At 59.6% G+C, this 13,899-nt stretch carries 12 protein-coding genes; 8 read left to right on the forward strand and 4 right to left on the reverse strand.

Annotation, left to right across the window (positions count from 1 at the left end; translation table 11 throughout):
• Positions 1 to 46: 46 nt before the first annotated feature.
• Genes C9383_RS08880 through C9383_RS08895 form a run of 4 tightly spaced genes read left to right on the forward strand, consistent with a single transcriptional unit; the run spans position 47 to position 7,523 of the window.
• Positions 47 to 1,987, forward strand: coding sequence for a type VI secretion system Vgr family protein (locus C9383_RS08880; RefSeq protein WP_090367931.1), 1,941 nt, complete (start codon positions 47 to 49; stop codon positions 1,985 to 1,987).
• Positions 1,988 to 2,002: 15 nt separating this feature from the next.
• Positions 2,003 to 2,437 carry a DcrB-related protein gene (locus tag C9383_RS08885; protein WP_090367929.1) on the forward strand — a complete coding sequence of 145 codons (435 nt, stop codon included), beginning with the start codon at positions 2,003 to 2,005 and terminating at the stop codon, positions 2,435 to 2,437.
• Positions 2,438 to 2,449: 12 nt separating this feature from the next.
• Positions 2,450 to 6,904, forward strand: coding sequence for an RHS repeat-associated core domain-containing protein (locus tag C9383_RS08890; RefSeq protein ID WP_235863206.1), 4,455 nt, complete (start codon positions 2,450 to 2,452; stop codon positions 6,902 to 6,904).
• Between the two features lie 19 nt (positions 6,905 to 6,923).
• Positions 6,924 to 7,523, forward strand: a complete 600-nt coding sequence (locus tag C9383_RS08895; RefSeq protein WP_090367927.1) for a hypothetical protein — start codon at positions 6,924 to 6,926, stop codon at positions 7,521 to 7,523.
• A gap of 105 nt (positions 7,524 to 7,628) precedes the next feature.
• Here the strand turns inward: C9383_RS08895 and C9383_RS08900 are convergent, their stop codons facing one another.
• The 3 genes from C9383_RS08900 to C9383_RS08910 all read right to left on the reverse strand — a co-directional run bounded on the left by C9383_RS08900 (position 7,629) and on the right by C9383_RS08910 (position 9,449).
• Positions 7,629 to 7,904, reverse strand: coding sequence for an HU family DNA-binding protein (locus C9383_RS08900; RefSeq protein ID WP_003213368.1), 276 nt, complete (start codon positions 7,902 to 7,904; stop codon positions 7,629 to 7,631).
• 191 nt (positions 7,905 to 8,095) lie between these two features.
• Positions 8,096 to 9,244 (reverse strand): NAD(P)/FAD-dependent oxidoreductase, encoded by a 1,149-nt coding sequence (locus tag C9383_RS08905; protein WP_060756656.1) that lies wholly within the window; start codon positions 9,242 to 9,244, stop codon positions 8,096 to 8,098.
• A 37-nt stretch (positions 9,245 to 9,281) separates the two neighbouring features.
• A complete protein-coding gene (locus C9383_RS08910; protein ID WP_060756655.1) occupies positions 9,282 to 9,449 on the reverse strand; it encodes a rubredoxin in 168 nt (55 codons plus the stop codon).
• Between the two features lie 195 nt (positions 9,450 to 9,644).
• On the opposite strand from C9383_RS08910, the gene C9383_RS08915 reads away from it, so the two are divergent.
• Both C9383_RS08915 and ubiA read left to right on the forward strand, forming a co-directional pair.
• The gene (locus tag C9383_RS08915) at positions 9,645 to 10,208 is read left to right on the forward strand and encodes a chorismate--pyruvate lyase family protein (protein ID WP_090367926.1); all 564 of its coding nucleotides are present in this window, start codon (positions 9,645 to 9,647) and stop codon (positions 10,206 to 10,208) included.
• Complete coding sequence (gene ubiA, locus C9383_RS08920) at positions 10,208 to 11,098, forward strand: 4-hydroxybenzoate octaprenyltransferase (RefSeq protein WP_090367925.1); 891 nt, start codon at positions 10,208 to 10,210, stop codon at positions 11,096 to 11,098. Before C9383_RS08915 ends, ubiA begins: the two co-directional genes overlap by 1 nt.
• Before the next feature lie 90 nt (positions 11,099 to 11,188).
• On the opposite strand, the gene C9383_RS08925 is transcribed toward ubiA, so the two are convergent.
• Complete coding sequence (locus tag C9383_RS08925; protein WP_090367923.1) at positions 11,189 to 11,566, reverse strand: COG4315 family predicted lipoprotein; 378 nt, start codon at positions 11,564 to 11,566, stop codon at positions 11,189 to 11,191.
• 153 nt (positions 11,567 to 11,719) lie between these two features.
• Here C9383_RS08925 and phoB point away from each other — a divergent pair, with 153 nt between their 5' ends.
• A complete protein-coding gene (gene phoB, locus C9383_RS08930) occupies positions 11,720 to 12,409 on the forward strand; it encodes a phosphate regulon transcriptional regulator PhoB (RefSeq protein ID WP_003176964.1) in 690 nt (229 codons plus the stop codon).
• A gap of 80 nt (positions 12,410 to 12,489) precedes the next feature.
• Positions 12,490 to 13,776, forward strand: coding sequence for a phosphate regulon sensor histidine kinase PhoR (gene phoR, locus C9383_RS08935; protein ID WP_232965739.1), 1,287 nt, complete (start codon positions 12,490 to 12,492; stop codon positions 13,774 to 13,776).
• Positions 13,777 to 13,899 lie beyond the last annotated feature (123 nt).

Raw genomic sequence — 13,899 nt, forward strand, 5'->3', positions numbered from 1 at the left:
CGTTGAACCGGTTTCTTCAGTTATCAAGGTATTTACGGGACTACCGATGCTTTTTAACCAAGCCTCACGCCTGGCCAAGATCACCAGCCCCCTCGGGCCGGATGTCCTGCTGCTCAATGAAATGGGCGGCGGCGAAGAGCTGGGCAGGCTGTTCAACTACGAGCTGCAACTGACGTCGCTGGACGCCAACATCGACCTTAACCAGTTGCTCGGCAAGCCGATGAGCGTGGGCCTGCAACTGGCCGATGGTGGCGAACGACACTTCCACGGCATCGTTGCCCGTTGCAGCCAGAACATCGACCAGGGCCAGTTCGCCAGTTACCAGGTGACGCTGCGCCCGTGGCTGTGGCTGCTCAGCCGTACGTCGGACTGCCGGATTTTCCAGAACCTGAGCATCCCGCAGATCATCAAGCAGGTGTTTCGCGACCTGGGTTTTTCCGACTTCGAGGACGCCCTGAGCCGGCCGTACCGCGAGTGGGAATACTGCGTGCAGTACCGCGAGACCAGCTTCGATTTCGTCAGCCGCTTGATGGAACAGGAAGGCATCTACTACTTCTTCCGCCACGAGCAGGACCGCCATGTGCTGGTCTTGGCCGACGCCTATGGCGCCCACACGACGGTGCCCGGCTACGCCTCGGTGCCGTATTACCCCAAGGACGAACAACAGCGCGAACGCGACCATATGCACAACTGGCATCTGGCACAGGAAGTGCAGCCGGGCTCGCTGGAACTCAACGACTACGACTTCCAGCGCCCCAGCGCCCGTATCGACGTGCGCTCGGCGATGCCACGTCCGCACACCGCCGGCGACTACCCCCTGTACGACTACCCCGGCACCTACGTGCAAAGCGAAGACGGCGAACACTATGCACGCACCCGCATCGAAGCCCTGCAAACCCTGCACGAGCAGATCGAGTTTGCCGGCAATGCGCGGGGCCTGGGTTCGGGCCACCTGTTCAGCCTCACCGGCTTCAGCCGCCAGGACCAGAACCGCGAATACCTGATCGTGGGTTGCCGCTATTACATCAATCAGGAAAGTCTGGAAAGCGGCGGCGGTTCGGGTTCGGCGCAGTTCGAAAGCAGCCTGACCTGCATCGACGCCCAGCAAAGTTTCCGCCCAATGGCCAACACCCATCGGCCCATCGTCAAAGGCCCGCAGACCGCACTGGTGGTCGGCCCCAAAGGCGAGGAGATCTGGACCGACCAGTACGGCCGCGTGAAGGTGCACTTCTACTGGGACCGTCATGACCAATCCAACGAAAACAGCTCGTGCTGGATTCGTGTGTCACAGTCCTGGGCCGGCAAGAACTGGGGCTCGATGCAGATTCCACGGATCGGCCAGGAAGTGATTGTGAGCTTCCTTGAAGGAGACCCCGACCGGCCGATCATCACCGGAAGGGTCTACAACGCCGAGCAGACGGTGCCCTACGACCTGCCGGAAAATGCCACACAGAGCGGCATGAAGAGTCGTTCGAGCAAGGGCGGCACGCCGGCCAACTTCAATGAAATCCGCATGGAAGACAAGAAGGGGCTGGAGCAGTTGTATATCCATGCCGAGCGTAACCAAGACATCGTGGTGGAGGTGGATGAGAGCCATTCGGTGGGGCATGACCGCAATAAAAGCATCGGCCACAACGAGACGGTGACCATCGGCAATAACCGCCTGCGCATCGTCAAGCAAGAGGACATCCTCTCGGTCGGCCAGCGCAAGACCGACAGCATCAGCCAGAGCTACGTCATCGAAGTGGGCGAAAACCTGCGCCTGGTCTGCGGCGAAAGCATCCTGGAGTTGAACGCCAGCGGGCAGATCAACCTGACCGGCGTGCAGATCAGCTTCTATGCCAGCGGCGATGCCGAGTTCAACACCGGCGGCGTACTGCACCTGAACAACGGCGGCGGCCCCGGCGCCACACCCGATGGCCAAGGCGTAAAAGCCGGCATCGACGCCAATATCAAAGCCGCGTTCCCCACGCCTAAAAGCTCCTGACGAGACCTGTTTGCCATGACGTACCGCATCAACGAATTCCAGTTTCAACTGCCGGCCGGCGAGCTGCAGGACGCGTCGATCAATATCCTCAAGTTCCCTGAGCTGGGAACGTCCTTGATCGTCAGCCGCAGCCTGCTGGCCGACGGTGAGACCCTGCACAGCAACTTTGACGACCAGCTCAAGCGCCTGGAAAAACAGGTGCAGGACTTGCGCTGCCAGCCAAGCGTCAACGTGCGCCTGGGGGCGTCTCAAGAAGTGGAGGCCATCGAGCTGCGCAGTCAGTTCAATAAGGGCAACGACAAGGTGTTCCAGTACCAGCTGGCCTTGGTATTGCCAGGCACGCGCAAGATGCTCGCGCTGAGCTATGTGAAGGCAGAAAAGCTGGGGGATGCCGAAGCGGCGCACTGGGCCTTGATCAAAAACACGCTGTCGTTCGACGCTATTTCCTGATGAGCCGCCGGTATGTCTGACGCCTTATGGGCAGCCCGCATGGGCGATGCACTGACCCACACTTCGATGATGGCCGACATTCTCGGCGGGGTGCTGGAGGTGGCGGCCAATATCGCGATCACCGCTGTCGCGACCGCCGCCGTGGTGGCCGCCACCGGTATTACCGTGGCCACCGGCGGGCTCGGCTGCTTCCTGCTGGGTGCGGTAGTGGGCACGATTGTCGGCCTGGCCATGAGCAAGACCGGGGCGGACAAAGGCCTGACGAATTTATGCGACAGCTTCAGCAACGCGCTATTCCCACCCACGGTGCAGGCCAACATTCTGACCGGCTCCACCAACACGCTGACCAACAACATTCCCGCCGCCCGGGCTGCCGGGGCGATCAGCTCACATGTCGCCCCCGCCGGCACCGAACTGGAAGAACCCACGCCTGAACCAGAAACCAGCTATCTGGACATGGCCGAGAGTTTCTTCTCGCAGATGTGGCGGCCCACCGTGGCGACACCCGCCCCAGGCGCCGTGCCCAAGCCGCTGGACCTTGTCACGTGCATGAAGCACCCACCGATGCCGCCGCAGTTTCTGGCCGAAGGTTCGGAGAAAGTCACGGTCAATGGCCAACCGGCGGTGCGCAGTGGTGACCGCAGTACGTGCGATGCGACAGTGGTGTCGTCGGGGCTGATTTCCTCCAACGTGACCATTGGTGGCGGCTCGGTGGTGGTGCGAGAAATTCGCAGCGGTAAAACACCCGGCGTCGGGCTGGCAGTAACGGCGCTGTTGATGCTCAAGGGCGGCAAGGGCAAGTTCTTCAGCAAGTTGCCGTGCATGATTATCGGCGGCGCCGCCTCTATGGCTGTCAGCAGTGCGATGGGCGCATTGGCTAACGCAGCGCTGGGCTCGTCCAACCCGGTGCACGCCGCCACCGGCGCAAAAGTGCTGGGCGATGGCGACGAACTGGACTTCGTGCTGCCAGGTATCCTGCCGATTGACTGGCAACGGTTCTACAACAGCCGCGACGAACGCCGTGGCGGGTTGTTCGGCGCTGGTTGGAGCGTGGCCTACGAGGTGTGCGTTGAAATCCGGCCGCATCCCGACGGTGGTGAAACGCTGGTGTATACCGACGAACAAGGGCGCCCCATCGACATGGGCGCCATTCCCTTGGGTGGTGCGGTGTTCAGCGCGGGTGAAGGGCTGGCGGTGCGGCGACACCTCAATGGGCAGTTGTTGATCGAAAGTGATGACGGCCTGTACCGCTTGTTCGAACCCTCTGCCAACCCGTCGCTGCTGCGCCTGACTCAGCTCGGGGACCGCAACGACAACCGTATCCACATCGACTACGACACCACCGGGCAATTGGTGCGGCTACGCGACACCTTCGATCTGGTGCAGGTTGAGTTGATCCGCAATCAGGGCCGTCTGGCGCGAATCGAACGCCTGTATCCCGACCAGCGTCGAGAAGTGCTCGTCAGCTATGGCTTTGACGCGGCAGGGAACCTGATTGAAGTCAGTGATGCAGCCGGCCAGGTTCAACGTCGTTTCACCTACGACACCGGTCAGCGAATGGTCGAGCACCAACTGCCTACGGGGTTGCGTTGCTTTTATGAATGGGCTTTGGTTGAGGGCCTGGAATGGCGGGTGGTCCGACACTGGACCGATGACGGTGATGCCTACCAGTTCGACTATGACTTGCAGGCGGGTACCACGCGTATTACCGACGGTCTGCAGCGCGTCAGCACCCGCCACTGGAACACTCAGCACCAGATCATCCGGTACAGCGACAACCTTGGGCAAACGTGGCTGTTTGAGTGGAACGATGAACGCCAATTGCTCAGTGCCACCGACCCACAGGGTGGCCGCTATGAGTACAGCTATGATGAAAGCGGCAACCTGATCGGCGAGACCGACCCGTTGGGCCGTAGCGATTCGATGTTGTGGCTGGACCACTGGGCCTTGCCGCTGGTGGAAACCGACGCGGCCGGCAACAGCTGGCAATACCGCTATGACCCGCGCGGCAACTGCATCGCCGAAACCGATCCGCTGGGCTACGTCACCCGCTACCGCTACGACGCCCACGGCCAGGTCGTGGAAATCATCGACGCCACCGGCAAAAGCAAAAAGCTGCGCTGGAACCCGTTCGGGCAACTGGTCGAGCACATCGACTGCTCGGGTTATCCCACGCGTTTCAGCTACGACGACCGTGGCTATTTGCAGGTCATTACCGATGCTCTGGGTGAACGTACAACGTTTACTCACGATGCACAGGGTCGAGTGTTGAGTACCCAACTTCCAGATGGACGTATTGAGTATTTCCAACGCGACACCAGCGGACAGTTAATCGCACATACCGACTTCGCCGGACACTCCACACACTATCAGCGCAATCGCCAGGGACAAGTGCGCCAGCGCCTCGACGCGCACGGTCGCCAGATCAACTTTGCATATGACAGCTATGGTCGTCTGGAAGCACTGACTAATGAGAACGGTGAACGATACCGCTTCGTGTGGGATGCCAACGATCGGGTAATCGAGCAACAAGACCTGGATGGCAGCGTTCGTCGCTATCAGTACGACACACTTAACAATATTTCGCGCATGGAAGCAGTCGCAGCTCCGCACGGTAGTGGCATGGCATTGGTATCCGCAGCGCCCGAACCGTCGATCGTGCACTGCTTTGAACGCGACGCGTCAGGGCGATTGGTAGCCAAGGTTACCGATGATGGACGAACAGAATACAGCTACGACGTACTGGATCAACTCAAGGCTGTCACGTTTACCGATAAGGCCGGCCGACAACACACCGTCAGTTTCACTTATAACGCGCTTGGCCAACCCATCGAAGAGAAAAGCTCTGAGGGAACGCTGCAACATCACTACGATGAGTTGGGAAACCTCAACCAAACCCGCTTGCCGGACGGGCGTTGGCTCAATCGTCTGTATTACGGCAGCGGGCACCTGCATCAAATAAATCTCAATGGACATGTCATCAGTGATTTCGAGCGGGATCGTTTACACCGGGAAGTACTGCGTACCCAGGGACGTCTGAGTACACGCCAGCACTATGATCGCTGCGGCCGCTTACGCTACCGCGAGCGCGGCCAGGTAACACGGGCATCTGTGCTTCCAGGCTTAGTACAAAAACAATTTGAATACGACCCCGCTGACAATCTGGTTGGCAAACTTGAGCAACAGCCCGGTGATCAGCGTCGACAATTGCTGCACTACGACGCAACCGACCGGGTGGTCGCCAGCCAAGACGATCTCGTGGCACAGCACGAGACTTATTTCTACGACGCGGCCGCAAACCTCCTTGATGGCCCGCCCCCTGGTGCCGGGCTGGTGGTGCACAACAAGCTTCTGACGTATCAGGACAAACGCTACTGCTACGACGGTTTCGGACGGATGATCGAGAAACGCAGTGCGAAACGCGGCGTCCAGCGTTTCGCGTATGACGCCGAACATCGCCTGATAGAAGTGCGAAATGAGCAAGGTGGGCAGCAATCAATCGTCCGTATGACCTACGACCCCTTGGGTCGACGAACAGCCAAGACCACCCACGACGCAAACGGCCATTTGCTGAGCGAAACCCGATTCATTTGGGACGGGCTGCGCTTGCTGCAAGAACACAAGCACGCGCAGAGCAGTCTTTACATTTACGGTGACGAAAGTCATGAGCCCCTGGCTCGGGTTGACGGAACAGGCGCCCAGCAGAAGGTGCGCTATTACCACAATGATCTCAACGGGCTGCCCGAGCTGCTTTCAGAGACAGACGGTGAAACCGTCTGGCAGGCTCGCTATCAGGTATGGGGGAACACCGTTCAAGAAACGCGTGAAGTTTACTTCATAGAAGAGCAAAACCTGAGATTCCAAGGTCAGTATCTGGACAGGGAAACAGGCCTGCACTACAACATATTCCGCTTCTACGATCCTGACATCGGACGTTTCACAACCCCCGACCCGATTGGGCTCGCAGGCGGATTGAATCTCTACCTGTATTCGACAAATCCACTGACCTGGATAGACCCTTACGGCTTAAATCCAGAAGATTTAGTACGTTACAAGCCCAAGGCCTCTGTAACTCCTAAAGCGGGTGGCCGTGGCACAGCAATTAACAGGGCCTGGGGCGAAGAGCGAGATCTCGTTTCCCGTGGCGGTGGCTCTAGAAATTGGACGCCAGAAGAACGCAAACTGATTCTAGAGACTAAGAGTAACGCTCGCTTGAACTCTAAGATGTCAAAGGCAGGATACACCGGCCACCATATCAACAGCGTCGAAGGCAACGGTGCGCTGGGGAAAGCTTGGAAAGGTGACCCACGCAACATTGTCTTCTTACAGAACGCGAAACACCCAAGTGGAGTGGACGAGCATTTGAACAGTCCCCAAGGCCACAGGAAAAATTACGCCAACTCAGGCAAAGGTCGCTTGATCGATCGAGCTAGAACGCCCGGGACTAAGCCCGGCTGCGGTAAATAGATTTGCATTGGAGAAGAAGATGAGCGCCCTTGATAACGCCTTTAAAGAATTGCGCCGTGTCCACAAGAAATTTGATATTGAAGGTAGCTTCGAAAAGAACAACCAAGCGCACGCCAAATGGCCGCAGTCCTTGCCGCGTTCGGCTGAAACTGACTATTTCTTTGATAATTTCGAGCCGATTGACGTTGAGGTTGAAACTGGTTTGACACCCATCTGTTTTTTTAGCTTGAGCACGCTTGAAGACGGTCAGGTGGGTTATAAGTGGGCAGGTGAGTCAAACAAGACACAGCTGAATGGGAACTGGCCTGCCCAATATCTCGTGCTCATGGACGATATTGGCGGCGGTAAGCCGATTATCGCGGTCACTGGGAGTCTTGGTACACCTATATTGGCGAGCTATGACGCCGTCGAACCATTCAAAATTGCCGACTCCCTCGCTGACTTTCTTTTGGCATTCGCCAAGACCATCGAGATTGTTCATGGCAAGTTCGACATCTTCGACATCTACAATGACGACGATGAGCTCTCCAGCAAGTTCGTAAAACTGCTCACTAAAGACGTCAGCCCGCTGCTGGGTGAGGAGAACTTCACACACTTTTTTGATTACTTCTACGGATGAGGCCGCTCTGAGGTCGAATTAGTAGACAGCACAACAAAAATGGGCACCCGACCCAGTCGGCGCGCCCATTTTTTCTATCCCGCCTCCCTTCAGACGGCCTCGCGATTACGGGTTGACGCTGTCTTTGAGCGACTTGCCCGGCTTGAACGCAACGGTGTTGCTCGCCTTGATTTTCACCGGCTCGCCGGTCTGTGGATTTTTGCCGGTGCGGGCGCCGCGGTGGCGTTGCAGGAAGGTGCCGAAACCCACCAGGGTGACGCTGTCCTTGCGGTGCAGGGCGCCGGTGATTTCTTCGAGAACGGCGTTGAGGACGCGGTTGGCCTGTTCTTTGGTGAGATCCGCTTTTTCAGCGATGGCGGCTGCGAGTTCTGGTTTACGCATATGTGAAGCCTCTTTGACGGTTTTTTGTTGTTATGTCCGTGCTGCTCTCTTACGGAGCAGCGCCCAAGGCGCCGCAGGCTCTACTCTGCGGCAGACGGGAGTGAGGATGGCATGCCCTCGCACGCTCCGCCAGCCTCGCGACGACCTTTCTGAGGGTAGGAACGTGCTGATTCCGACAGAACGACCGCTATTTACGCCAACAACGGCGGAAGCTCTTTATTGAGGGCCAGTTTTTCCATGACGGCGCTGCCGGTCAGCGCGTAACCCAGCAGGCGGCCGTCGGCGTCGCGGCACAATGCCTTGATGTCGGCACCCTGGCCTTCAACGTTCCACACGCCTTCCGTGCCCCTTGGCGGAGGTGACACCACCAACGGACAGATCGGGGTTTTCACGGTGATCGGCATCGGCCCGTAGCTGACAGCGGTGGCGTTACCGGCCAGGGTCTGGGCCAGGGCGCGGGCGCAACTCATCAACGGCATCACGTACAGCAGGTTCAGCCCATCGACCTCGGCGCAGTCGCCCAGGGCGTAGATGTTGGCGTGAGAGGTCTTGAGATAGCGATCGACCATGATCCCGCGGTTGGTCTGCAAGCCGGCGGCGGCGGCCAGGTCGACACGCGGGCGCAGGCCGACGGCCGAAACCACCAGGTCGCAGTGGACCACTTCCCCATCCGACAGATGGGCCTGCAGGCCATCTGCCGTGCGCTGCAAGCGGTTGAGCACCGGGCCCAGGTGGAAGCGTGCGCCGAGGCCTTCCAGCCCAGCCTGCACCGCTGCGGCCGCCGCCGGGTGCAACAGGGTCGGCATGACTTGTTCACACGGCGCCACCAGGTCGATTTCATAGCCGCCGAGGATCAGGTCATTGGCGAATTCGCAGCCGATCAGACCGGCGCCCAACAGCAACACACGGCGCTTGCCGGCGGCTGCGGCGCGAAAGCGTGCGTAGTCTTCCAGGTCGTTGATTGGGAAAATCAGCTCAGCCGCATCGCCTTCTACCGGCACCCGCACCGTCTCTGCGCCCCAGGCCAGGATCAAGTCGCGATAGGCCACCGCTTCCTCGCCGATCCACAGGCGCCGGTGGCCCGGATCGATGCCGCTGACGCGGGTGTGGGTACGCACCTCGGCCTTGAGTTGCTCGGCCATGGCGCCGGGTTCAGCCATGCTCAGGCCATCGGCTTCCTTGTTCTTGCCAAAGCCGGTGGAGAGCATGGGCTTGGAGTAGGAGCGCCCGTCATCCGCGGTGATCAGCAGCAATGGGGTCTCGCTGTCGAGCTTGCGAAACTCCCGGGCCACGTTGTAACCGGCCAATCCTGTGCCGATGATCACGACAGGTGCGTTCATTCCCTTCTCCTTGCAGTAGGTTTCTTGAAACTGAGAATTAACCGATCTCGATCATTTCGAAATCCATTTTGCCTACGCCACAGTCCGGGCACAGCCAGTCTTCCGGGACATCTTCCCAACGGGTACCCGGCACAATTCCGTCATCCGGCCAGCCGTCTTTTTCATCATAAATCAGGCCGCAAACTATACATTGCCACTTCTTCATCACTTGCTTCCTCAGGGTCCAGGCATCTTGGCCGACGGTCGATAGACCCACGTTGCCGTGCGGCTCAGGGCGTTTTGTACTGATCGGGGCCGGCAGATGCAAGCATGATCGACGCATGGGGCCGGTTCACCCCGGCAAAAGTGCAGGACGCCATGGTAAGCTCGCCGCCTCTTTTGCTGCCAATACTGACCCACCGTGCCGCACTCAATCGCCCCTTCCGATGCTTGCCAATGGCTGCCCCAGAGCCTTCTGAGCCCAGTGCCCGCGCCCCTGACCCTCAACTGGCTGTTCAATGAAGATTCGCTGACGCGGCGGCTGACGCGGCTGTCCGACGACGGTTTCAGCGTGACGCCGTTGTTCGAGGGCTGGCAGCCATTGCGTGATGATGAATGTGTGGCGCTGGGCTTGCCGGCCGCTACTGTCGGCTGGGTGCGCGAGGTGTATCTGCGCGGTCATGGTCAGCCGTGGGTGTTCGCCCGTAGCGTGGCGGCGCGCAGTGCCCTGCAAGGCGACGGCCTGCATATGGATGAGCTGGGCAGCCGCTCGCTGGGGGAATTACTGTTCTGCGACCACGCTTTCGTCCGCCAGGCCATTGAGGTGTGCCACTACCCCAGCCAGTGGCTGCCGACTGCGGATCAGGCCGATGGCCTTTGGGGCCGCCGCTCGCGCTTCGATCGCGGACCATTGAGCGTGCTGGTCGCGGAAGTCTTCCTGCCCAGCTTCTGGCATGCGTTGCATGACCATCCGGAGAACTGCTGATGTACCAACGTCTGCTCAAATCCTTGAACCACCTGAACCCCAGGGCCTGGGATTTCATTCAGTTGACCCGCATGGACAAGCCCATCGGCATTTACCTGCTGCTGTGGCCGACGCTGTGGGCATTGTGGATCGCCGGCAAGGGCTCGCCGTCCCTGGCCAACATCGTGATTTTTGTGCTTGGCGTGACCCTGACTCGCGCTGCCGGTTGCGTCATCAATGACTGGGCGGACCGCAAGGTCGACGGCCATGTGAAGCGCACCGCGCAACGTCCGTTGGCCAGCGGCAAGATCCGGTCAAAAGAGGCCCTGGTGTTCTTTGCGGTCCTGATGCTGATCAGCTTCCTGCTGGTGCTGCTGACCAACGCTACAACCATCTGGTTGTCGCTGGGCGGCCTGGCACTGGCGGTCAGCTATCCGTTCATGAAGCGCTACACCTATTACCCGCAAGTGGTGCTGGGCGCGGCGTTTTCCTGGGGTATGCCGATGGCGTTCACCGCCGAGACCGGCCACCTGCCCGCCACTGCATGGCTGCTGTACATCGCCAACCTGCTGTGGACGGTGGGTTACGACACTTATTACGCCATGACCGACCGCGACGACGACTTGAAGATCGGTGTGAAGTCCACGGCCATCCTGTTTGGCGATGCCGACCGCGTGATCATCCTCACATTGCAGGGCCTGTCGCTGGCTTGCCTGTTGCTGGCAGGCGCCAGGTTCGAGTTGGGGGGCTGGTTCCATCTGGGCTTGCTGGCGGCGGCGGGCTGTTTTGCGTGGGAGTTCTGGTACACCCGGGACAGGGACCGGATGAAGTGCTTCAAGGCGTTCCTGCACAACCACTGGGCCGGGTTGGCGATATTTGTCGGGATTGTGGCCGACTATGCGTTTCGATGACGCCTTCGCGAGCAAGCCCACTCCCCCACTTGGAATGCGTTCAAATGTGGGAGCGGGCTTGCTCGCGAAGGTCTCAGAAGCACCGCTTGATCAGGGCTTGATCACGTGCCATGCCCCACCCTTGCCATCACCGGTCTTGTCACCGGCCTTGTGGTCATCCTTGTAGGTGTAGACCGGCTTGCCTTTGTAGGCCCACTGGCTGGAATTGTCGTCGCGGGTAATAACAGTCCAGTCTCCCATCGACTTGTCGGTGGACTCCGCCTTCAACGGCGGCCAATTGGTCGCGCACTGGTCCTTGCACACTGACTTGCCGTCAGCGTCCTTGTCGAAGGTGTAGAGGGTCATGCCCTTGTGGTCGACCAGCATGCCGTCTTTAGTCATCGCCGGCTCCGCCGCAAATGCCAGAGTCGGCAACGTCAACGCCGCCGTGACCAGCAGGGCCTTCCAGGAAAACGTACTTTGAGTCATCGGAACCTTCCTTTTGTGGTTGTCAGGATTCGGCCCCAAAGCGTAGCCCAGAGCGACGCAAATTGCCCAAGCGACTAAATTACTGTCACACGACTGCAATAATTCCGTTATCTAATGCGGCGCAAGACAGTTAAATGACAAGAGGATTTAGGCATGGTTGGCAGGAGCATTCTGATCGTCGACGACGAAGCGCCCATCCGCGAGATGATCGCCGTTGCGTTGGAAATGGCCGGCTATGACTGTCTGGAGGCGGAAAATTCCCAGCAGGCCCATGCCATCATCGTCGACCGCAAGCCGGACCTGATCCTGCTGGACTGGATGCTGCCCGGCACCTCCGGCATCGAGCTGGCCCGCCGCCTCAAGCGGGATGAACTGACCGGGGATATCCCGATCATCATGCTCACCGCCAAGGGCGAAGAAGACAACAAGATCCAGGGCCTGGAAGTAGGCGCTGATGACTACATCACCAAACCCTTTTCCCCACGGGAACTGGTCGCGCGCCTGAAGGCCGTACTGCGCCGAGCCGGCCCGACCGATGGCGAAGCCCCGATTGAAGTCGGCGGCCTGCTGCTGGACCCGATCAGCCACCGCGTGACCATTGACGGCAAGCCTGCCGAAATGGGCCCGACCGAGTACCGCCTGCTGCAGTTTTTCATGACCCACCAGGAACGCGCCTACACCCGTGGGCAATTGCTGGACCAGGTATGGGGCGGCAATGTGTATGTGGAAGAACGTACCGTCGACGTGCATATCCGCCGCCTGCGCAAAGCCTTGGGCGATGCCTACGAGAATCTGGTACAAACCGTGCGCGGCACTGGCTACCGGTTTTCCACCAAAGGTTGAGCCGCGCCGAATTTCCTGAACAGCTGACAAGGACGCATGTTTAAGTGAACCAGAACTGGCATGGCACCCTGATCCGCCACATGCTTTTGCTGATCACCGGCTGCCTGCTGGTAGGCCTGATCAGCGGCTATTACGGCTGGAGCCTGGCCGTCGGCCTGGCCTTGTACCTGGGCTGGACCCTCAAACAACTGCTACGCCTGCATGAATGGCTGCGCCAACACAAACCTGATGAAGCACCACCCGACGGCTATGGCCTGTGGGGCGAGGTGTTCGACAGCATCTACCACCTGCAACGCCGCGACCAACGGGTCCGTGGGCGCCTGCAAGCGGTGATCGACCGGGTGCAGGAATCCACCGCCGCGCTCAAGGACGCGGTGATCATGCTCGACAGCGATGGCAACCTGGAGTGGTGGAACCGCGCCGCCGAGACCCTGCTGGGCCTCAAGACGCCTCAGGACAGCGGCCAGCCGGTGACCAACCTGGTGCGTCATCCACGCTTCAAGGAGTACTTTGAGCAGGACAATTACGAAGAAGCCCTGGAAATCCCCTCGCCCACCAATGATCGCGTACGCATCCAGCTGTACTTGACCCGCTACGGCAACAACGAACACTTGATGCTGGTGCGCGACGTGACACGCATCCACCAGCTGGAACAGATGCGCAAAGACTTCGTCGCCAACGTTTCCCATGAGCTGCGCACGCCGTTGACGGTGATCTGCGGTTATCTGGAGACGTTGCTGGACAATGTCGACGAGATCAACCCACGCTGGAACCGTGCCCTGCAGCAGATGCAGCAGCAAGGCTCACGCATGCAGACCCTGCTCAACGACCTGCTGTTGCTGGCCAAGCTTGAGGCAACCGATTATCCGTCGGACAACCACCCGGTAACCGTGCAAAGCCTGCTCAAGACCATCAAGAATGATGCCCAGGCCCTGTCCGGCGAGCGCGGCCAGCAAATCACCCTGGAAGCCGACCCGCTGGTGCTGCTCAAAGGCAGCGAAGGCGAATTGCGCAGTGCGTTCTCCAACCTGGTGTTCAACGCCGTCAAGTACACCCAGGACGGAGGCAATATCCGTATTCGCTGGTGGGCCGACGAACACGGCGCACATTTGAGCGTGCAGGACTCCGGCATCGGCATCGACGCCAAGCATCTGCCGCGCCTGACCGAACGTTTCTACCGTGTCGACTCCAGCCGCAACTCCAACACGGGCGGCACCGGGCTGGGCCTGGCGATCGTCAAACATGTGCTGCTGCGCCACCGCGCACGACTGGAAATCAGCAGTGTGCTGGGGCATGGCAGCACCTTCACCTGCCACTTCCCGCCAGCGCAGGTGACCCACTCGCGGCTCGTCGGAAATGACGAATAACTCAAACCCGACACCAATCTCAATGTGAGAGGGGGCTTGCTCCCGATAGCGGTGTATCAGCCTCAGATGTACCGACTGACTCACGGCTATCGGGAGCAAGCCCCCTCCCACAGTTGCAATTGT

The sequence above is a fragment of the Pseudomonas palleroniana genome, assembly GCF_003031675.1.
GTDB lineage: Bacteria > Pseudomonadota > Gammaproteobacteria > Pseudomonadales > Pseudomonadaceae > Aquipseudomonas > Aquipseudomonas palleroniana.